Below are 20,083 nucleotides of genomic sequence, written 5' to 3'. Positions count from 1 at the left end.
CTCAGACGCCGCGCTTGTTGCCCCACAGCAGCACATGCAGTTGCGGCAGCACGCGGACGTCGAACCAGCGGTCGTCACTGACTTTGTCCACCAGCCAGATCATCCGATCCATCACGCCATTGATATCGACCACGGCGCAATCGTCCTCCGGTGGCGGCGGGGTGTGGTTGCCGGGCTGGAGGTAGACGGGCAGATGGGGATAGCGTGCGCTGGCGTCCTTGGCGTATTGGTAATCGGCATCATCGAAAATCACGAATTTCAGCGCCACGTGCGGACGGTCTCCCGCCGCTGCAAGACAGTTTTCAAAGGCTGACCAATCCGTCTGCATGCCGCTGGAAGGTGGTTTGGGGCTGATCACTAGATAATCGAGGCTTGCGAACCAATCTTTCGCAATGCTGCCCTGCGTCTCCAGTGCAAAGCGGTAACCTTCACCATGGCCTTTGTCGATGAGCGGTCCGAGCGGTTGAATCGCAGGATTGCCGCCGGACAGGGAAACGGTCAGTGGCTTGCCGCCGGATAGACGCAAGACCTCCTGCCAGATCGCATCGGCAGACATGGGCTTCCAGTCATCGCGGTACTCGCTGTCCACCGCATGCAGCGTATCGCACCACGAACATCGATAATCGCAGCCGCCCGTGCGCACGAACACCGTGGGAACACCGATCAGCACGCCTTCACCCTGGATCGTCGGTCCGAAGATTTCGCTGATACGGATCGGGCTTTCCTTGGCCGCGCTCATGGCTGGGGACGGGGGCGATATTCTGCCCAGGTCTTGGCGGTCTCGCTGACGCGCACGGCGCTCGTTTCCGGCAGACGCGCTTTGCACCAGTCGTAAAAATGCCGGGCGAGGCGCTCGGTCGTGACCATGTCGTGCCCCAAGACGTCGTTGAGGTGACGGTGATCGAAGCTGTCGTCGATGTATTGCTTCAAAGGCGCAAGCTCGTGGTAATCGCGCACGAAGCCGTGTTCGTTCAGGTCATCTGCGGAAAGCTCGACTTCAACGATGTAATTATGACCGTGCAGACGTGCGCACTGGTGGTCATCGGGCAGGCCCTTGAGTTGGTGCGATGCGGAGAAATGAAATTCCTTGGTGATACGAAACATCATTTCACCTCCTGCGCCGCGTAGGCACTGGTGGCCGCTACCCAGAAATCCGGGTCTTCGTAATCGGTGGGATCGTTGACGCCTGCCAGATGGAAGGCTTCACGTCGCTCCACGCAGGTGCCGCAGCGCCCACAATGGCGCATGCCGCCCTTGTAGCAGGACCAGGTCTGCGCAAACGGGGTGTCATGCTTTGATCCGTCCGTCACGATATCGGCCTTGGACCCGTTGACGTAGGGCGCAACCAGCTTGACGTTGGCGTAGCCATCCAGCGCGTGACGTTGCATCTCGTTGAAGCCGTCGATGAAACCGGGGCGGCAATCGGGATAGATGAAGTGGTCGCCGCCATGCACGGCAATGGCAACGGCATCCGCCTGCTGCGCTGCGGCCAGTCCGAAAGCGATGGTCAGCATGATGGCATTGCGGTTGGGCACCACGGTGGAGCGCATCGTTTCCTCCGCATAGTGACCATCCGGTACAGCTATATCGTCGGTTAGCGCCGAACCTGTCAGATGTGCGCCAATGGGGCGGATATCGATGACATGATGCGGCACGCCGAGCCTGTAGGCGCAGGCCGCCGCATAGTCCAGCTCCTTTTTATGGCGCTGACCATAATCGAAGGAGACGAGGGCGAGAAGTTCGTTTTCCGCTGCTATTCTGTGCGCAAGCGAAACGGAGTCCAATCCGCCGGAGCAGATGACGATAGTTTTCATGGTTCGGGATCCCTTGTTTTGACCGGGTGGGCTGCGACCGGATTACGGTGCGGCTTCTAGTGCAACTCGGGACCGTTGTGAAGGGGCGCAGCGATTTTTGCGCCTCTTCAATCGTGTGGACGTGACGTTATTCGACGATGACCGATACGGAATTGCCGGTGTAGACTGGCCGAATCTTGACCGATCCGGCGTCGATGGTGGCGAATGTTCCATGGAGCGCGTTGGCTGACAGCACCGGGAATCGCGTCCTGGCAATGGGCGCGGTTTGCCCGAAAGCAAGATGGAGAGCTGCACCCTCGATGCTGGCCTGCCCCTTGATTTGTAAAGGGCCGTTCGCAGCATCGAGCGCGAGCGTACCGCCGGTCTGGCTGTAATCGCCCGTGATCCCGACAGCCTCTGAACCAAGCGCCAGGGTTCCACCGCTGACGTTCACGCTGCCAGTGCCGAGCGCGGTTCTGGAGCCAACCGTCAGCGTGCCATCTTCCAAAACGGTGCCGCCGGAGTAGCTGTTGTTGCCGGTGAGTGCGAGTGCACCATCACCCGATTTCACGAGACGACCAGGGCCGGAAATGTCGTTCGTCCAACGGTCCTGTGCGTTGAAACCGCCAGCGGCCGCGTTCATCGTCACGCTGACATCGCCATCGAACGCGCCATAGCCGGATGCGGCGGCCACAAGGTTGATGCGGCCCCAGCCATTGCTGTCATCGAGCAGCGGATAGCCGGATTCGATGCCGGTGGAGAACAGCACGGCGCGGCGTTGTGCAGCGTCCAGATAGGGCAGGCGGGTTTCCAACAGGACTTCCGCACCCTCGGGCACCACCATGGCAAGGCGCGGCGCAGACATTTCGCGGCTGAAGGAATAGGTCATGCGCTTGCGGAAATCAGCCTTATTCTTGGCTTCATCCGTGTAAGGATCGGTCGTGATATCAGCGCTGTGCGCGAAGCTTTGCAGGGTTTGTCCCTGTGGCAAGCGTTTGGTCAGATAGGCCTGCACTTCGTCATGCGCCAGCTTCTTGGCATCTGCGGATTTCGCATCTTGCAGAACCGCTGCGGCAATGGCCGTTGCCGTGATCCTTCCACCGATGACGTCTAGCGGCGAATGCATGCCCGCCTCGATGCGGGTTTCGCCCAGTTCGGAGGCCTTGGTCAGAAGTTCGGAAAAACGTTCGGGCACCGCATAGGCATAGGCAATTGCCGCGAGATAGGCGGCGTTGGTGTGACCGCTCGGGAAACCGCCATCTTTCGCGCGACCGCGGTTTTCCCGGGCATAGCGCAAGGCGGGGACGGTGACGTCAGGCTCGGTTTCGTAGCGCTCGAATGTCTTGTCGCCGATGGTTTCGGTGCCGGTTTCGATCACCTCACCCTTGGCGTTCATGCGCCATGGGCGCGGGCTGGAATAGAAATATTTGGAGGGAGACGTCGTGCCTTCCGGGCCGCGCATCAGCTTCATGAAGGCGACGAAGTCCTTAAGGTCCGATGTGTCCGTTCCCGCTTCCGCGCCCTTGTCGTCTTCTCGTCTGGTGATCACCTCATTGACGTTGAAATCGCTGAGTGTGTGGTTGATGGTGGTCGTCGCGCCGGACCCTTCGCGGTACCATGGAGCAAAAGGCCCAAGACCTTCTATAACGCTGTAACCCTGGGAGCGGCGGTCGTTCAAATAGGCGTTAAGCGCCTGCGCATCGGTGCGGTTCTTGCCGGTGACGGACAGGACATAGCGCATGTTCTCGGCCCATATATCGGCGTCGAGGATTTTGGCCTTGCTGTAATCCTTGGGGCCATCGCCATTGGCGCCACCATTGGCCCAGGCATCGTCGCCCAATGTCCAGATGCGATTAAAGCCGGATAGTATGTTGATGACCGGGTTTTGCTTGTCATCATAGGCATTGACGGCCTCGCCCTTGGCGTTCTTGCCGGTCTGGTTATGGTAATTCTCAGCAACAGGCAGTGGATAGGCAACGGATGGCGTTGGAACAACGACGCTGTAGCCAGCGCCTGATGGCGTCTTTCCATCGAATGCCAATGCGTGAGATGTGATGCTGAGTGCGGCAATGGATGCAAGCAAGCTGGAGCGGATAAAAAAGGAATACGCGCGCGTTGTGGCCAAAACAGCCTCCTGATGATGTCAATCAATTCGTCTGGAATCGGTCGTCGGCAAAATGCCCGTGGACCATGACATTTTGTTTACAGTGAATGACGAATTCGGCGCCTGCGTGGCGCTGGTGATCAGTTCGGTTCTTCAAGAGACGCATTGGTCATGCGGTGGCGGCCAATGGGCAGCATCATCGGGCGGCCCGATGTGGGGTCGATGATCACGCGGCTTTCAAGGCCGAAAACCTCACGGATATGATCCTGCGTCAGCACGTCTTGCGGGGTGCCGGTGATGTGCAGGCGGCCCTCGGCCATCGCCACCAGATGGTCGGCGTAACGGGCTGCGAGATTAAGGTCGTGCAGCACCATGACGATGGTCGTGCCTCTGCTATGGTTGAGGTCGACAAGCAGATCGAGAACCTCAATCTGGTGGCTGATATCGAGGAAGGTGGTGGGTTCGTCCAGCAGCAGAATGTCCGTTTGCTGCGCAAGCGCCATGGCAATCCACACCCGCTGCCTCTGCCCGCCGGACAGCTCGTCCACCGGGCGTTCCGCAAGATCGAAGGTCTTGGTCGCTTCCAGTGCCGTGGCCACCGCGTTATTATCCGCATCGCTCCAGCGCGATAAAATGCCCTGATGTGGGTGGCGCCCCCGGCTGACGAGGTCTGCGACCGTAATGCCCTCGGGCGCGATGGGAGACTGCGGCAAAAGCCCCAGCGTTCTTGCCAGCTTTTTCGGCGGCATGCTGTGGATGGACTTTCCGTCCAGCAGCACATGGCCACGGCGCGGAGACAAAAGTCGCGACATGGTGCGCAGCAGTGTCGATTTTCCGCAGGCATTGGCACCCACGATCACCGTGATCTTGCCTTCGGGAACAACAAGATCGAGGTCTTCCAGAATAAGGTTTTCGCCATATCCGGCGGATAGGTTGGTAGCGGTGAGGGCGTGATTGGTCAAAGCGAGCCTCCGGTCCGGTTGACACGGATAATCAGAAAAATCAGATAGGGGGCGCCCAGCGCACCGGTGATGACGCCAACCGGGTATCGGCTGGGTAACAGAAACTGTCCGGCATAATCCCCCGCCAACACCAGCAGCGCGCCGATGAGAGCTGCGGGCAGCAGCAGCGAGCCGTTGGCGCCGACGATGCGCGCCGCAATCGGTCCCGACAGAAATGCCACGAAAGCGATGGGTCCGGTGATGGCGGTGGCAATGGCGATCATGCCGACGGCAGCGATGATGACGAGAATGCGGGTCTCGCCGACGCGAACACCGAGGGCAGCGGCAGTATCGTCCCCCATCCGCAATGCCTCCAGATCGCGCTGGCGGCTAAGAAGCAGGGTTCCGAAGACTGCGAGCCCGATCAGAAGTGGCAGAACTTGAGAAAGCTGTGCGCCATTGACGCTTCCCGTCAGCCAGCGCATTGCCTCTTGCAGGCTCCAGGCTGGCGCGGTGGAGAGGATATAGGCGATAACGCTTTCCAGCATGGCCGAAACACCGATGCCGACGAGAATGAGTCGCGTGCCTGCCACCCCATTGCGGGAGGAAAGCGCATAGACGGACAGTGCCACGCCAAGCCCTGCCGCGACAGCAAACACCGAAACAATTGGCCCCTTCAGTGACAGCACGACAATCGCAAAGACGGCGGCGGCGCTGGCGCCTGAACTGATGCCGATGATATCCGGGCTGGCGAGGGGATTGCGTAGCATGATCTGAAACGCCACGCCGCTGAGACCGAAGCTCAGACCGGCAAGAACGCACAGCACGGCTCGGGGCAGACGCAATTGCCCCACGGTAAAGCCTGCGCCTGGCACATCTTGGCCCAGCAGAACCCGAATGACATCCATCGGCGGGGTGAAGGACTGGCCAAGCACGAGCGTGAGCGAGAAAATCACGATAATTAAAACAACGAGCGCCGCAATCACGCGCATGCGTTTTCGTGCCTGCTGGGTACGGTTGCGCGTGAGGGAGGTGGTGATCGTCGAATGTATGGTCATAGGTCACGTACCCGCTGCCGTCTAACGATCCATATGAAGAAGGGTGCGCCGATCAGCGCCGTAACGATGCCCACATCCAGCTCGGCAGGTCGCGAGACGATGCGACCGATGATATCTGCTGCAAGCAGCAGGCTCGCCCCGCAAAGCGCCGAAAACGGTAAAAGCCAGCGGTGATCGACGCCGACGAGCAAGCGACAGATATGCGGCACGACGAGGCCGAGAAAGCCGATGGGTCCGCAGACGGCGGTCGTAGCCCCGCAAAGCAGGATCGCCCCGAGTGCGGAAAAGGCGCGAGCGATGGCCACACGCTCGCCAAGTCCTGCGGCTAACTCATCTCCGAGCGCTAGCGAGTTCAGCTTGCGTGCCGATAACAGGCTGATGACGAAGCCGACGGCGAGAAAAGGCAGGACATGGGAGATGCGGTCGAAGGTCGCGCCACCGACGCCACCGATCTGCCACGACCGGATGCCGCCCGCAATATCGTTTCGCGGCAGAACGACCGCGATGACCAGCGAGGAAAAGGCGACTGATGTTGCAGCACCTGCCAGCGCCAGTTTGAGCGGGGTTGCCCCGCCCCGACCAAGCGAGCCGATGGTGTAGACGAACACGGCGGAACAGCTTGCGCCCAGAATAGCCGCCCAGATAAAGGCGTTGGCGGACGCGATGTTGAACCATGCCACGCCGATGACAACCGCAAGAGAGGCACCCATGTTGACGCCCAGAATGCCCGGGTCTGCCAAGGGATTGCGCGTGACGCCCTGCATGACAGCCCCGGCCAACCCCAGAGCTGCCCCGGCAGCAAGCGCAAGGACGGTGCGCGGAATCCGCACCGCAACTGCGGCCTGACCGATGTTCTCTGCCCGGCCACCAAGTGCCGCCACGATATCGACCCAGGCGACATCCCGCGTGCCGATGGCCACGGACAGAATGCAAAGCAGTGCCAGAACGCCAAGCAGGATCATCAGCCAGAGCGATCTGACGCCGTTTGAGCGCTTGATGACGGCGCTGCGGGCCGGTTGCCGGGCGTATCTGAAGGTCATCAAGGCTTTCCGGCAGACTTTTCCGCAGCCTGCGCCAGCAGGGCCGCATAATCTTTCAACACCCATGAAATCGACAGCGGCGTAGGGTTTGCCGCTGTGCCCAGCGGGTTGCGACCGAGCATGACGATGGAATTGTGCTCGACGGCGGGCATTCTGGACAGAAGCGGATCGGCCTTCACGGCATCGAACAGCGCCTGACCGCCATAGGTCACGAGGATATCGACATCGTCGAAGGCATCGACACGCTCTGCGCTGACACCGGAAGCGAACTGGCCAGGCTTGGTCGCATCCTTCACGCTTTTCGGCAATGTGAGGCCCAAATCTGCAAAGAATTTCACGCGTGTATCATTGGCCGTATAGAAATTAACAGTGCTGAGGTTGGTCGTATCGAGGTGGGTGACGAACATGGCCGTCTTGTTCTTGAGCTGAGGAAAACCCGCCACGACGTCGGCAATCTCCGCGTCGATCCGCTTGATCAGGGCCTCGCCCTCCTGAGCCATGCCGAGCCCGAGGCTGTTGAAGCGGATCATCTCACGCCAGTCCGTCGCCCATGGTGATTGCGGATAGGCGATGACGGGCGCGATCTGGCTCAGCGTATCGTAGTCGGCCTGACTGAGACCGGAATAGGCCGCGAGGATCACATCCGGCTTGGTGGCCGCAACCGCTTCGAAATCGATGCCATCGCCCTCATCGAACAGCACAGGCTTTTCCGCGCCGAGAGCTTTCAGCTTCTCCGCCACCCATGGCAACAGCCCGTCACCATCGTCATCTCCAAAATTGGCCGCAGCGAACCCGACGGGCACGATGCCGAGCGCCAGAGGCACTTCATGGTTGGCCCAGGCAACGGTAGCGACGCGCTGCGGCTTTTTCTCTATCGTTGTGGTGCCCAAGGCGTGTTTGATGACGAGAGGATAGGATGTGCCCTCGGCCTGGGCAGCGCTCGCTGAAAAGAAGAGGTGTAGGCACAGGGCCATGAAGGGCGCGAGAGCGCGGATGAAGCGCAGCATGGGCAAACTTTCTTCCGTATTGAAACTTGACTTGAAGTCTCAGCTTCACGATGGAAGGTCAAGACCGATCTGACAAGCTGTTGCGATGGCCAAGGAAGTTTCCGTGGTTTTTTACAAAACCGTGGAATTGTACAATACCAGACTAATGGCCTCAAGTTATCAGGCGATACAGGGCGCGCCGGGTTTTCCACCGAGGTTGCCAGAATCAGCACTCGACATCTGGAATTTGATCATGAGCATTGAAACCACCAGCGCAAACCATGGCCACGCGCGTCGCCCGTACCGTCAGGCGTTTCTACTGGGTTGCACGGCCTTTGTCGCGCTGGCACCAGTCAGGCTGCTTGCTCAGGAGGCCGATGCACAGGGTTCCGGCACAGTGCTTGAGACGATCGTGGTCCAGGGTGCGGGTGGTGATAGCGATGCCAAGACCATCGTGGCGAACAAGACCACCGCTACCGGTAAAATGCCAAGCGATGTTCTCACGACCGCAGCATCGGTTTCCGTCATCACCGAAAAGGAAATCAAAGACCGCGCCGCCACCACCGTCGAACAGGTGGTGCAATATACTGCGGGCGTCGTCACGGATTACTACGGCTCGGATGACCGCTATGACTACTTCAAGATCAGAGGTTTCAGCCCGTTCACCTATCGCGATGGATTGCCGATCGGAAGAAGCTGGGGCGGTCTTCGTGAGGAGCCTTACGCCTATGAACGCGTCGAGGTACTGAAGGGTGCCAGCTCTACTGGCTTCGGCGTCTCGGACCCGGGCGGTGCGGTGAATTACGTTACCAAAACCCCGAAAAGCGAGCGTTTCGGCGAGGCTTATACCACCGGCGGCACGTCGGCACACAAGGAAGCTGGCTTCGATTTCGGCGACAATATCACCGAGGACGACACTCTTTCCTATCGCCTCACCGGGAAATTCCAACGGGCGAACGGTGAGTATGATTACTCTCAGGATGACGAGAATTTCATCATGGGCGGCCTGACCTGGCGTCCCACGGACCTGACGACGATCTCGTTTGTTTTCGACCATCTCGACAAGGATGGAACCCCGAGTGGCGGCGGCCACCCAAGATTTACGGACCTGGACAGAAGCCGTTTCTTTGGCAAGCCGGATTACAATTACGACAAAACCAACAGAAACACCTACAGTGTTCAGCTTAATCACGACTTCGAAAATGGTCTCACGTTCAACTCGAATGCGCGCTACAGCAAGGCTTCCAATAGCTTTGGCTATGCCTATATCTACGACAGCATTGGTGCGAGCGACCCGGCTGATTCATCGATAGATCGCATCTTCTTTGGCGGAGACGGTTCAGACGAGCAGTTCGTCATCGATGCGCATTTCCTCTATGAAGCCAATTTCGACAATATCGAGAGCCGATCACTGGTGGGTGTCGACCACAACAAGATCGACTCGACGAGCAATAGTTATCTCCTCTATCCGGCGATCTGGGGAGGCACCGCGCCTCCGATCAACTGGCAAAATCCCGTCTATTCCGGCGTTCCCTCTTCCATTCCGCTGAGTGAAAGCACGACGAAAGATCAGACGACAAAGGCGATCTATCTTCAGCAAGATTTGGTTTTCTATGATAAGCTCACGGTCAGCCTCGGTTTGCGCAACGACTGGCTCGATCTGGATGAAACGAAACGCGTCGCTGGAACGGTGACGTCAGGCAAATATAGCGAATTCAGCAAGCGTCTCGGGGTGAGCTACAAGATTACCGATGAGTTGGCAGCCTATGCCAGTTATGCTGAATCGGTTGCTCCTCCAACAACAGGTATCGAGCCTACGACCGGCCAACAGTACGAGGCAGGTATCAAGTACCGGCCAGAGGCATTTCCGGCTCTGATCACCGCGTCCATTTACGATCTGACGATGGAGAATATTTCGACTCGCGAAGCTCCGGTCTATCTCGAATCGACCGTTGAAAAAATCAGGCATCGCGGTTTCGATCTCGAAGCCAAGGTCGAGTTGCCGCAGAACGTTAATCTGATCGCATCCTATGGCTTCATCGACTCTGAAATCATCGAGCCGGGTAATGCTAATGGCTATAATGGCAAGAGTTTTGCGCAGGTCCCGAAACATTCTGCCGCACTCTGGGGTACGTATACGTGGGAAGGTGAGGGCGCGCGTGGTGATATGACGTTCGGTCTAGGTGCCCGCTACATCGGCGCGTATTACTTCGATAATGCGAACACCCGAAAGTCCGATGATGCGATCGTATTCGACGCTGCGTTCACTTACAAAATTCAGGAAAACACGACATTCCAACTGAACGCCAGCAACATCTTCGATGAGAAGCATATCGCCAATGATGATGGCGGCGCTTACTACTACAATCCTGGGCGCACAATTTTGGCGACGCTTCGCCAGACTTGGTAATGGCTCCACTAACTCCGCCGCATACGACGCCATGCGGCGGGCGTTTCGCCTGCGACTTGCCGAAATGTTTTCGTCAGATGGGCCTGATCTGAAAAGCCGAGCTGTGCCGCAATCGCTGCCACGCTGAGATCACTGTCGGTCAGCATGGTCCGGGCAAGGTCGATGCGCCTGCTCAACTGCCACTGTAAGGGTGTTTTGCCTGTGGTCAGCTTGAAGACATTGGCGAACCAGCTTTCCGAGAGGCCGACGATCTCAGCCATTTCGCAGACGGTCATGCGGCGGTCGGCGCGGGTATTGACGACGGAGATGAGCTTGTTCATCTGCGCCTGTGTCAGTCGTGCATTGGTGTTGTCTTCTGGCTGCCCTTCACGCAAATCCAGAAGACCGGCAATGATGCTGCCGACGAGGCTTTCAGCGTAGACTGCGTGTTTGGCGGGGTGAATCAGTTCGTCGACCAAAAGGCTGGCTAGCACTTCGACTGCCCGTGTGTCCTGAATCTCGACCGGCCTGCGCAGCGCGCTGGCGGCGACGGAGCTTCCGACTGATGGCAGCAGATATTTCAACATCCGGTCTTTGTGCAGGTGAATGTCGACGTGGGAGAAGCGGTGAAACGATGTGAAGCTGGTCCACAACGGCACCCCGGCGGGCACATAGATTGCCTTCTTCATTGGCCTGTAAGCATCGGCAGTTTTACCGTCGCGGTTGCTCATGAGAATGTGCGAGGAGACATCGTTGAAGAAGATAACGATGCGCGGATCTGGTGACAGGTAGTAGCCGGTTGCTCCAGCATGCGCCTCGGCGTCCCAGAATACGCTGATCAGCCCATCGAGACCACGCCATCTGGCAGGTCCTAGCGCACGGATGCCGTCCGTGAAAGATGTCATTGAGTGCAGATACGTCACAATTTCAAACCAGTCTCATGCGCTTGAAAATCGGCGCGCCAAGCAAAACTTCGCCATTACCCGCTTTATGCGCAGACATGGGCCAAGGCGTTTCCGACATGAATGTCATTAGATGACTAGAAATATCATGTTTATAACATATAGCAAGTTAGGCTCGAAAACGGGTCTTCTCGAAACCTATCCCCTGATATCTGTGGGAAACGTTTGACCTCTTGTTATGAACCGCAGCGCACTGAGCGCCCTCATCTGTCAAAAGGTGATAATGACATCCTTGCTACACTATCGGTTTGCTGCATGAACCGTCGATAGAACGAATGGAACAAAACACCCGCCTCTTGTGTTGAAGAGCCACAAAAGCTCAGTATATTCAGGAGATTGTTGATGGAACGGGTTGCCATTGGTGCCGCCGTGGGCGCCGTATTTTGTTTTGTAACCGCCGCCGTAGCGCAGGACATTGAGGTGAGCAGCCTCGATATCAAACAGTCGGCTGTGAGCATCGAAACGAAACGACCCGTAAAGGCACAGGCCGGATACATCGTCGATGTCAGCGGTCGTCAGGTCCGGCTTGTAGGTCCACGCTTCTTCCCGGATAATTCAAAAGAGGTCGCGCTTTTCGGTCGCGCAGACGCATTAGTGCGTGAAGAAGCCCGTTCGCAGATGGCTTCAAACTGATATTCAAGCTTTTGGATTTTTGAGGAACAGAACATTTATGGGGCAGACCATGGAGACTTCGAGCATGAAAACTGGCTCGAAGTGGCGGCTTATCCGGCAGGCCGATGCAGAAGCTGCAAAGCCGACTTTTCCTGAATTGTTTTTCGATCTCGTCTTCGTGTTTGCGATGATCCAGCTCTCTCATACCCTCGCCAAGGATTTCGGCTCTACCGCTTTGCTGGAAGCGGCCATCATCATTCTGGCTTTGTGGTGGCTGTGGGTGCAGATCACCTGGCTGACCAACATGTTGAATACGGAGGCCGGACTTGTCCGGCTGTTTCTGTTTTCGATGATGTTTGCAGGTGTGCTGCTTGCAATCGCTCTGCCCAAAGCTTTCGACGATCAAAGTTTTACCTTTGCCCTGATCTACAGCGGCATGCAGGTGATGCGATCGCTTTTCGCCCTTTACGTCTTCAAAGGCGTCGATCACGAAAACTCGCTGACCTTTACACGAATGGCCATATGGCTGGGCGTCTCCAGCATTTTCTGGCTGTGCGGTGGCTTTGCCGAAAGTCTGGAATGGCAGATCGGTCTCTGGGCCGTTGCCATCGGTATTGAATATGCAGGCCCTGCGGTAAAATATTATTTCCCCGGGCTTAAAACCGGAGAACACGAGAAGCTGCATCTTTCGGGGGAGCATCTGGCAGAAAGATGCGCTCTCTTCGTGCTCATTTGTCTCGGTGAGACGATTCTGACGACCGGGCAGACCGCGACCGACCACATGAACTCAAGCCTCAGCTTCGTCGTTTTTTGCGCGGCCTTCACCAGCACGGTGTTGATGTGGTGGATTTATTTCCACCACGGCCAGGAAAAAGCATCTGAAAAAGCCGAGGAGTCTCCCGAGCCCGAGAAGATTGCGCAGACGCTGTTCAATTATGGCCATCTGCCTATCGTCGCAGGCATCATTCTGACGGCTGTTGGCGAAGACTTCAGCTTATCGCACAGTTACGAGCACTCCACTTGGCGCGAGTCGCTTGCCATCGTTGGCGGGCCAATCCTGTTTCTGGCGGGAAACATCGGGGTGAAAATTGCGGCGTCATATGTCCGCCCGATCTCGCACTTCGTTGGGATCGGCGTGCTCATCGTTCTCTTACTGCTACAGGGAATGCCGCTTTACGCGTTGCAGATTGCTGCCGTGACGGTTCTGCTGCTGGTGGCGATTTGGGAATATGTGGCGCTGAAGAAGCAGGCACCCGACATGGCCTGACGGCCTTGGGCAAGAAGCCGTAGCAATGGCATGAGAGCGATTGCTACGGAGATTTGTCAGAACGGGTAGTGCTGCCCGGCATCCTCGATTGTTATCCAGCGAAGGTCGGTGAATTCGGCGATGGCAGCCTTGCCACCGAAGCGGCCGTAACCGGATGCCTTGACGCCACCGAACGGCATTTGCGGTTCATCCGACACGGTTGGGCCGTTAATGTGGCAAATGCCGGATTGGATTTGGTCGGCCACGCGCATGGCACGTCCGACGTCGCGGCTGAACACCGCGGCAGACAGACCATATTCCGTATCATTGGCAACGCTGATGGCTTCTGCCTCGTCCTTCACACGAATGACAGGCTTGACAGGACCAAAAGATTCTTCCGCGTAAATTTTCATGCCAGGCGCGGCGTGATCGATGATGGTAGCCGTAACAATCGTATTTTTACGGGTGCCACCTGCAACGACCTTGCCACCCTTGGCCGTAGCGTCGGCGATAATGGCGTCCATTTTTTCCGCAGCTTCTGGCGTCACCAGAGAGCCCAGAACGACTTTTTCACGTGGGTTTCCGGCGGGAAGAGCGTTTGCGCGGGCAGCGAGTTTGGCGACGAAGTCATCGGCGATGGATTGATCGACGATGATCCGCTCCGTAGACATGCAAATCTGGCCCTGATTCATGAAAGCGCCAAAGATCGCTGCATTCACTGCACCGTCGATGTCGGCATCATCGAGAACCACCAGCGGGGCCTTGCCACCGAGTTCCAGCAGCGCAGGCTTGAGATTTTCTCCCGCCAGTCGCCCGATGATCCGTCCGACTTTCGAAGAGCCGGTAAAATTGACATGGCGCACGCGCGGGTCTGCGATCAGCGCCTCGACAAGTGATGCTGCGTCCTGCGGCGCGTTGCTGATGACGTTGAGAACGCCAGCCGGGAAACCTGCTTCCGTAAAGCAATCACCGATGAGACGGTGGGTTGCAGGGCAAAGTTCGGAAGATTTGAGAACGACCGTATTGCCACAGGCGATTGCCATGGCGACAGCGCGCGTGCCCAAGATGACCGGCGCATTCCAAGGTGCAATGGCAAGGCAGACGCCTTTGGGTTTCAAGACGCCCATCGCCAGCGTGTTGGGCTTGTCTGCCGGAATGACCTCACCGCCAAGCTGTGTGACCATTGCTGCTGCTTCGCGGATGACACCGGCTGCAAGCTTGACGTTGAAGCCCGCCCAAAGGCCGGTCGCGCCAGTCTCCGAAATCATGGCTTCCACGAAGGACGCAACCTTGCTGTCCATCACGTCGGCTGCTTTCATCAACAGGGCGCGGCGATGGTTGGGGCCTGTCTTCGACCATGTCTCGAACGCCTTTGCGGCGGAAGCAACGGCACGTTCGGCATCCGCAGTGCTTGCAGCGGCGGCCTGTGCGGCCATGGTTCCCGTCACCGGGTCAAGGCGGTCAAAAGTGCGCCCGCCCTCGGCCTTCTGGTCTTTTCCATCGATAAGCAACGCGACGATCATATGTCATTCCTCCCAATACCGACTGCGCCAATCACTAGGCCGCCATCATCCGATATCAGCACACAACCGTGGGACGGCACAAGCCGCCCGCCGTTGACATTTGCGAGTACGCAGATTCAGCTTTGCCCGGTATCAGAACTTGACCCGCGCTGTCAGCGTCGCATTGAACGGTTCGCCGATCTGGTTGCCGAAAGCTGTGCCGCCGATCGATGACGTGTAGTAGGTACGGTCGAAAATATTCTTCAAATTCAGCTGAAGCGTAATCGGGCGTTCCAGCTCGAACGTGTAGGCGGCAAAGGCATCCACGACCGCATAGCCGGGCAGGAAATAGCCATTGCTGTTGATGCCGGCGCGCTCACCGACCGCCCTGATACCGCCACCGACTTTCAGGCTGTTGCCGGATGCTCCGAATTCGCCGACGTCGTAGGCGAGATAGAGCGAGGCGGTGTGGCGTGCGACGTTGACCGGGCGCTTGCCCGCATTCTCGCCTTCCAAAACCTTGGCGTCGGTGTAGGCGTAGCTTGCGATGAAATCGAGGTCCGAGGTCAATGCGCCTGCGACATCCACTTCCAAGCCACGTGCCCTGACGAGACCCGCCGTCTTTACGACCAATCCGTCGGTATAGGCCACATTCTCCTTGTCGGAGGTGTAGAGCGCGACATTTGCGGTCAAGCCGGACGGGAGCTCGAACTTGGAGCCGACTTCATAGGACACGCCTTCCTCCGGCTTCAGATTGCCATACAGGCTTGCGATGGAGGACTGAGGGCGGAATGTCTTGGCGGCATTGGCGTAGAGCGAGATATCCGGTGTCACCTTATAGACGATACCGGCGTTCGGCACGAGCGCATCTCCGAAGCTATCTGTGTTGCTGATGAGAGGTCTGCCTTTGCCTGCCAGCAGATCGTAATATTGATAACGCAGTCCGCCGACGACGATCCATTGTTCATTCAGATGAATGGAGTCTTGTACATAGACGGATGCGGTGGATAGCTCTTCAGTCTGGTCGCTGTCGAAATTGGAAACGTTCGTGCAGGCAGGCATGTTGCCATAGACCGGGTTATAAATGTTGAAATTGAACGCGGAGCCGCAGCGGATCATGTTGGTGCGAAGTGTGTCGCTGTAGTCGTAGGAGGCACCGATCAACAGATCGTGTTGCAAACCGCCGATCTCCACCTCTCCCGTCAAATCGGCACGGAGAGCGTGATTGTAGATCGTCGAATAATCGGTTGCATCCGCGCGGCGGCTGACGGCGCCTGTAGAGGGCGTATAGCCCATGACACGTGCCTGATTGTCGGAATATTCATTGCGGCTGTAGCTGTAGTCGACACCAAGCTTCCAGTTATCGGAGAGTTCGTGATCGATCTCGATCTGGAAGAGGTCTGATTTGCCGTCCGTGATGTTGTAGGGCTCGTCGAACCGGATTTTGCGGTCGACATTGACGGCGCGTCCTGTCGTGGTGTCGAAGATGGTGCCACGGTCGAATGGCACGCTGTAGTCTTCGTGCATATAGGTGGCGGTGATCTCCGTGTCTTCGCCGGTCCATGTCAGAGACGGAGAGAGGAGCCACTTCTTGGTATCGCCGAAATTGCGCCAGTAGTCGGTGTTTTCGTACTCGCCGATGAGGCGATAGGAGAAGTCGGTCCCTTCGATTGGACCGGTGAAATCAAGGCCGGTCTTGCCACCGCCAAAGCTCGATGCGCTGCCGTAGACGTCGCCCGAGAACGTGTCCTTCGGCTTCTTCGTGACGACATTGACCATGCCGCCGGGATCTAGAATGCCGTAGAGCGTAGAGGACGGTCCCTTGAGGACTTCGATACGGTCGGTCATGGCATTGAACGAACGGGGCAGGGCCGTCTTCAGGCCGTTTGTCAAAATCGAGCCGTCGCGATTATCCCCGAAACCGCGACGAATGACGGAGTCCTGCGTGCCACCCAGCGTGTTCGTCTGCGTGACCCCGCTGATATTGCCTAGCGCTTCGTCCAGATTCGTTGCGTTCTGGTCCTCGATGACCTCATGGCTGACCACATTGACCGCTTGTGGAATATCGATCAACGGCGTGTCGGTACGGGTCGCGGTGCTGGTCGATTTCGGCTGGTAGCCGTCGGTCTGCCCGGCACCGTCGACGATGATCGGCTGGAGGACTGTGCTCGTCTGCGCGGTATCGACCTTGCGCTGCGATTTTTTGATGTCGGCACTGTCTTGCGCCCTCACAGGCGACATGACGGCGATACCTGCCACGGTCAGCAGAACGATTGCCGTCTGCATCTCAAATCTCTTACCCAGCTTCATGCTTCAGTCCCCACCGAACAGATCACGTCATTTCACCCGCCTTCTGTATTTCATGACTGTAGTAGTCAACTTTGAAGTGGCGATTTCGATGCCTGCGGGCGAAATTTTTGAAGAAAAAATGGGGGTTTCACCCGCATATTTTAGCCCTTCGTTACCGAGAATGCGTGTCGGGCAGGAATTTTCAGCGGTTTAATTGTTGACTACTACATTCATAAAATACAAATGACGCAGGAATTTCACGAAGGAAGATGGTTTATCGATGCGGGCGGATGGGAATGATGCGGCGTTGCGCGCGCAACATCTGAGCGCGGGTTACGGCCAGGTGGATGTTCTGAAAAGCGTGTCGCTTCTCGTGCCGCGTGGCAAGTTCACGGCGCTTGCAGGGCCAAACGGCTCGGGCAAATCAACCCTGTTGGCAGCACTCTCGCGTGTCCTCAAGCCAACCGGCGGTACGGCCTTCATCGATGGGCGTGACATTGCCACCATGCCGACCCGCGACGTTGCCCGCAAACTCGCACTACTCCCGCAGGCACCTGTCACGCCGGAAGGTCTCAGCATTTACGATCTGGTGTCGCGTGGACGATACCCCCATCGTGGTGTGTTCAAATCCTGGACACAGGCGGATGAAGAGGCAGTCGAGCAGGCGTTGGTCATAACCGGCCTCAGCGATCTCGCCGACCGTTCGGTGGACAGTCTTTCCGGTGGGCAGCGCCAGCGGCGTTTCATCGCGCTGACCATCGCTCAGGACACGCAGACGCTGCTGTTCGATGAGCCGACGACCTTTCTCGATCTGCGATATCAGGTCGAGGTCATGGAACTGCTCTCCAAACTGAGCCGCACGGAAAATCGCACTGTCGTCGCTGTCCTGCACGATCTGAACGCGGCGTTGCAATATGCAGACCGCATCGTTTTTCTGAAAGACGGGGCCGTTCATCACATCGCTGAAACGACGGCCGAATGTTCGGCGGCGGATATCGAAAAAGTGTTCGACACCAAGGTCATCGCCGTGACGCACCCCACGACCGGCAGGCCAGCATTTCTACCCGATCAGGGCTCTGGGAACACTTCGCCGTGACGTCTCCAAGCAAAACGGCGTCGTCTGCCGTCTGGCTGTGGATACCTTGCGCGGTCGTAACCGTCTTGCTGCTCGGCGTCGTCCATCTGGGTGTCGGTGCTCGGCCAGTGTCGGCCCGACTGGTCATAGATGCCCTGATGGCGCGCGATCATGCTAATTTCGAGCAGCAGATATTGTTGAAACTGCGCCTGCCAAGATTGCTCGCCGCCATGTTGTGCGGAGCGGCACTCGGGATTTCGGGCAGGCTGTTGCAATCCATCCTGCGCAATCCCTTGGGGGAACCCCATATTCTGGGTCTGAACGCCGGGGCTAGCCTTGCCATCGTGCTGACGATAGCGCTTCCATCCGCCTTCATCCCATTCGCCCTGACGCGACCTCTCATTGCCGCCTTAGGTGGCGGATTGCTGTTTTCAGCTGTTCTGGCGCTCTCCTGTGCTGGGCGAACGGGCTTGACGATGACCAAGCTGACCTTTTGCGGCATAGCCCTTTCCGCACTTGCATCGGCTTGCGTGTCCGCGATCCTCATTCTTGATCAGGAGACGCTGGAGCAGATGCGCTTCTGGCTCGCTGGCGATCTCTCCGGCATTTCTGTGTCCGATATACAGGCGGTCATCCCCATCGTTATCGCTGCAGCCACCACGACCGCTTTCATCGTGACGCGGCTGGATATCATGGCGTTGGGAGACACGCTTGCAGCGGGCCTCGGTGTGCCGGTCCGTCAGACGCGGATGCTCGGAATGGTCGCGGCAGCCCTGTTTTGTGGGGCTTCCGTTTCACTCTGCGGGCCCATCGGCTTCGTCGGTTTGATCGTCGGGGGCATGTCGCATCGGCTGGCGGGCGGACGGCACAGTCTCTCCGTCCCGCTTTCGGCGCTGCTGGGGGCATGCCTGCTTGTTGCTGCAGACATCGCCGCACGCACGATTGCCGCTCCGCGTGAACTGGCAACCGGCATTCTGACGGCGTTCATCGGGGCTCCCGTTTTCATCCTCGTTGTTGCCCGGAGGCTGAAATGACGGTGCGAAAGTTGAACGGGTCCTATCGCCTCATCGCGCTCGGGAGCATCAGCGCCAAAGTCCACCCCGTGCGGCTGGCGTTGTTGCTGGCCCTCATGGCGGGTCTCTTCTTACTCTTCGTCTGGGCACTTGCGTCGGGAAGCGGCAAAGCGGGGTTCTCCGAATTTCTCGCCTTCGCGACAGGCTCGGCAACGCCGGGAAGCTTGTCCGTTGTTGGTGATCTGAGGCTGCCACGAACCGTCATGGCCTTGTGCTGCGGCGGCATGCTCGGCCTTTCTGGTGCCGCTATCCAGTCCCTGACGCGCAATGGTCTGGCTGATCCGGGCCTTCTGGGCGTACGGGAAGGTGCGGCGCTGGCAATCGTTACCGTCATCATCATTTTCCCGCAGACGCCGCTGGTTTTCCGCCCATTCGTCGGCATTGCCGGAGGGCTGACAGTCGCTTTTGCGGTCGCGATGATTGCAGGTTCGTTCTCGCGTCTACGCTTCGTGCTGATCGGCATCGGCTTTTCGTGGTTTTTGTCCGCTGCCATCGCCTTGCTGCTGACGATATCCGACATCGACCGTATCCAGATCGCCCTGACCTGGATGGCGGGAAGTCTGGCCACCGTCACGCCCGACATGGTGCCCCTTGCCGTTGCCGGGCTGCTGATCGGCGCGGGACTGCTGTTTTCGACAGCCCGTGCCGCAGACGTGGCCGGGCTTGGGGATCATTTCTCCTTCGGGCTGGGTGTGCGACGCAATCTTCTCGCCGTCATCTGGCTGGTGAGCCCTATTGTGATGACGGCCACCGCCGTGTCCTGCGTCGGCAGTATCGGCTTCGTCGGGCTGATCGCGCCCCACACGGCGCGGCTGGCAATTGGTGGCGGGCAGCGGTCACTTCTCGCTGGAAGCATGTTGATTGGGGCAGGGCTGGTGGTGATGGCGGATACGCTTGGCCGAACGCTGTTCGCTCCCTTGCAAATCCCCGCCGGTATCGTCATCGCGCTTGTCGGCGTGCCTGTTCTTCTCGCTCTTTTGTGGCGCCGTCGCGACCAATTGTGAAAGGTTTTA

The 20,083-nt window shown here is 58.1% G+C and carries 17 protein-coding genes; 6 read left to right on the top strand and 11 right to left on the bottom strand.

Going from position 1 to position 20,083, the window contains the following annotated elements:
- Position 1: 1 nt before the first annotated feature.
- The 8 genes from queE to QRN55_RS03410 form a co-directional block, all read right to left on the bottom strand.
- Positions 2–739, bottom strand: coding sequence for a 7-carboxy-7-deazaguanine synthase QueE (queE, locus tag QRN55_RS03445; RefSeq protein ID WP_284774845.1), 738 nt, complete (start codon positions 737–739; stop codon positions 2–4).
- The gene (gene queD, locus QRN55_RS03440; protein ID WP_284775439.1) at positions 736–1,104 is read right to left on the bottom strand and encodes a 6-carboxytetrahydropterin synthase QueD; all 369 of its coding nucleotides are present in this window, start codon (positions 1,102–1,104) and stop codon (positions 736–738) included. Before queD ends, queE begins: the two co-directional genes overlap by 4 nt.
- A complete protein-coding gene (gene queC / locus QRN55_RS03435; protein WP_284774843.1) occupies positions 1,104–1,814 on the bottom strand; it encodes a 7-cyano-7-deazaguanine synthase QueC in 711 nt (236 codons plus the stop codon). Before queC ends, queD begins: the two co-directional genes overlap by 1 nt.
- A gap of 127 nt (positions 1,815–1,941) precedes the next feature.
- On the bottom strand, positions 1,942–3,918 hold the full coding sequence (locus QRN55_RS03430; RefSeq protein ID WP_284774841.1) for a phosphatase PAP2 family protein: 1,977 nt from the start codon (positions 3,916–3,918) through the stop codon (positions 1,942–1,944).
- A gap of 119 nt (positions 3,919–4,037) precedes the next feature.
- Positions 4,038–4,859, bottom strand: a complete 822-nt coding sequence (locus QRN55_RS03425; RefSeq protein ID WP_284774839.1) for an ABC transporter ATP-binding protein — start codon at positions 4,857–4,859, stop codon at positions 4,038–4,040.
- Positions 4,856–5,896 carry a FecCD family ABC transporter permease gene (locus tag QRN55_RS03420; protein ID WP_284774837.1) on the bottom strand — a complete coding sequence of 347 codons (1,041 nt, stop codon included), beginning with the start codon at positions 5,894–5,896 and terminating at the stop codon, positions 4,856–4,858. The genes QRN55_RS03425 and QRN55_RS03420 overlap by 4 nt, the downstream gene beginning before the upstream one ends.
- Positions 5,893–6,936 carry a FecCD family ABC transporter permease gene (locus QRN55_RS03415; protein ID WP_284774834.1) on the bottom strand — a complete coding sequence of 348 codons (1,044 nt, stop codon included), beginning with the start codon at positions 6,934–6,936 and terminating at the stop codon, positions 5,893–5,895. The genes QRN55_RS03420 and QRN55_RS03415 overlap by 4 nt, the downstream gene beginning before the upstream one ends.
- Positions 6,936–7,943, bottom strand: coding sequence for an iron-siderophore ABC transporter substrate-binding protein (locus QRN55_RS03410; RefSeq protein WP_502871282.1), 1,008 nt, complete (start codon positions 7,941–7,943; stop codon positions 6,936–6,938). Before QRN55_RS03410 ends, QRN55_RS03415 begins: the two co-directional genes overlap by 1 nt.
- Positions 7,944–8,175: 232 nt before the next feature.
- On the opposite strand from QRN55_RS03410, the gene QRN55_RS03405 reads away from it, so the two are divergent.
- Entirely contained in the window at positions 8,176–10,332 is a 2,157-nt protein-coding gene (locus QRN55_RS03405) for a TonB-dependent siderophore receptor (protein ID WP_284774832.1), read from the top strand.
- A gap of 8 nt (positions 10,333–10,340) precedes the next feature.
- On the opposite strand, the gene QRN55_RS03400 is transcribed toward QRN55_RS03405, so the two are convergent.
- Positions 10,341–11,234: a helix-turn-helix domain-containing protein gene (locus tag QRN55_RS03400; RefSeq protein WP_284774830.1), complete on the bottom strand. Its 894-nt coding sequence runs from the start codon at positions 11,232–11,234 to the stop codon at positions 10,341–10,343.
- Between the two features lie 381 nt (positions 11,235–11,615).
- Here QRN55_RS03400 and QRN55_RS03395 point away from each other — a divergent pair, with 381 nt between their 5' ends.
- Both QRN55_RS03395 and QRN55_RS03390 read left to right on the top strand, forming a co-directional pair.
- A complete protein-coding gene (locus QRN55_RS03395) occupies positions 11,616–11,906 on the top strand; it encodes a hypothetical protein (RefSeq protein WP_233124098.1) in 291 nt (96 codons plus the stop codon).
- A 37-nt stretch (positions 11,907–11,943) separates the two neighbouring features.
- On the top strand, positions 11,944–13,152 hold the full coding sequence (locus QRN55_RS03390) for a low temperature requirement protein A (RefSeq protein WP_284774828.1): 1,209 nt from the start codon (positions 11,944–11,946) through the stop codon (positions 13,150–13,152).
- 56 nt (positions 13,153–13,208) lie between these two features.
- On the opposite strand, the gene QRN55_RS03385 is transcribed toward QRN55_RS03390, so the two are convergent.
- Both QRN55_RS03385 and QRN55_RS03380 read right to left on the bottom strand, forming a co-directional pair.
- Positions 13,209–14,654 (bottom strand): aldehyde dehydrogenase, encoded by a 1,446-nt coding sequence (locus QRN55_RS03385; RefSeq protein WP_284774826.1) that lies wholly within the window; start codon positions 14,652–14,654, stop codon positions 13,209–13,211.
- Between the two features lie 132 nt (positions 14,655–14,786).
- Positions 14,787–16,919, bottom strand: coding sequence for a TonB-dependent siderophore receptor (locus QRN55_RS03380; RefSeq protein WP_284774824.1), 2,133 nt, complete (start codon positions 16,917–16,919; stop codon positions 14,787–14,789).
- Between the two features lie 283 nt (positions 16,920–17,202).
- Between QRN55_RS03380 and QRN55_RS03375 the strand changes: the two genes are divergently transcribed.
- Genes QRN55_RS03375 through QRN55_RS03365 form a run of 3 tightly spaced genes read left to right on the top strand, consistent with a single transcriptional unit; the run spans position 17,203 to position 20,074 of the window.
- Positions 17,203–18,018 (top strand): ABC transporter ATP-binding protein, encoded by an 816-nt coding sequence (locus tag QRN55_RS03375; RefSeq protein ID WP_284774822.1) that lies wholly within the window; start codon positions 17,203–17,205, stop codon positions 18,016–18,018.
- Positions 18,015–19,031 (top strand): FecCD family ABC transporter permease, encoded by a 1,017-nt coding sequence (locus tag QRN55_RS03370; RefSeq protein WP_284774820.1) that lies wholly within the window; start codon positions 18,015–18,017, stop codon positions 19,029–19,031. The genes QRN55_RS03375 and QRN55_RS03370 overlap by 4 nt, the downstream gene beginning before the upstream one ends.
- Positions 19,028–20,074: a FecCD family ABC transporter permease gene (locus QRN55_RS03365; protein ID WP_284774819.1), complete on the top strand. Its 1,047-nt coding sequence runs from the start codon at positions 19,028–19,030 to the stop codon at positions 20,072–20,074. Before QRN55_RS03370 ends, QRN55_RS03365 begins: the two co-directional genes overlap by 4 nt.
- Positions 20,075–20,083 lie beyond the last annotated feature (9 nt).

The organism is Agrobacterium sp. lyk4-40-TYG-31, from assembly GCF_030209855.1.
Classification (GTDB): Bacteria; Pseudomonadota; Alphaproteobacteria; order Rhizobiales; family Rhizobiaceae; genus Agrobacterium; species Agrobacterium vaccinii.
Note: the sequence above shows the minus strand (reverse complement) of the source record. Positions and strands in the feature narration are given on the sequence as shown.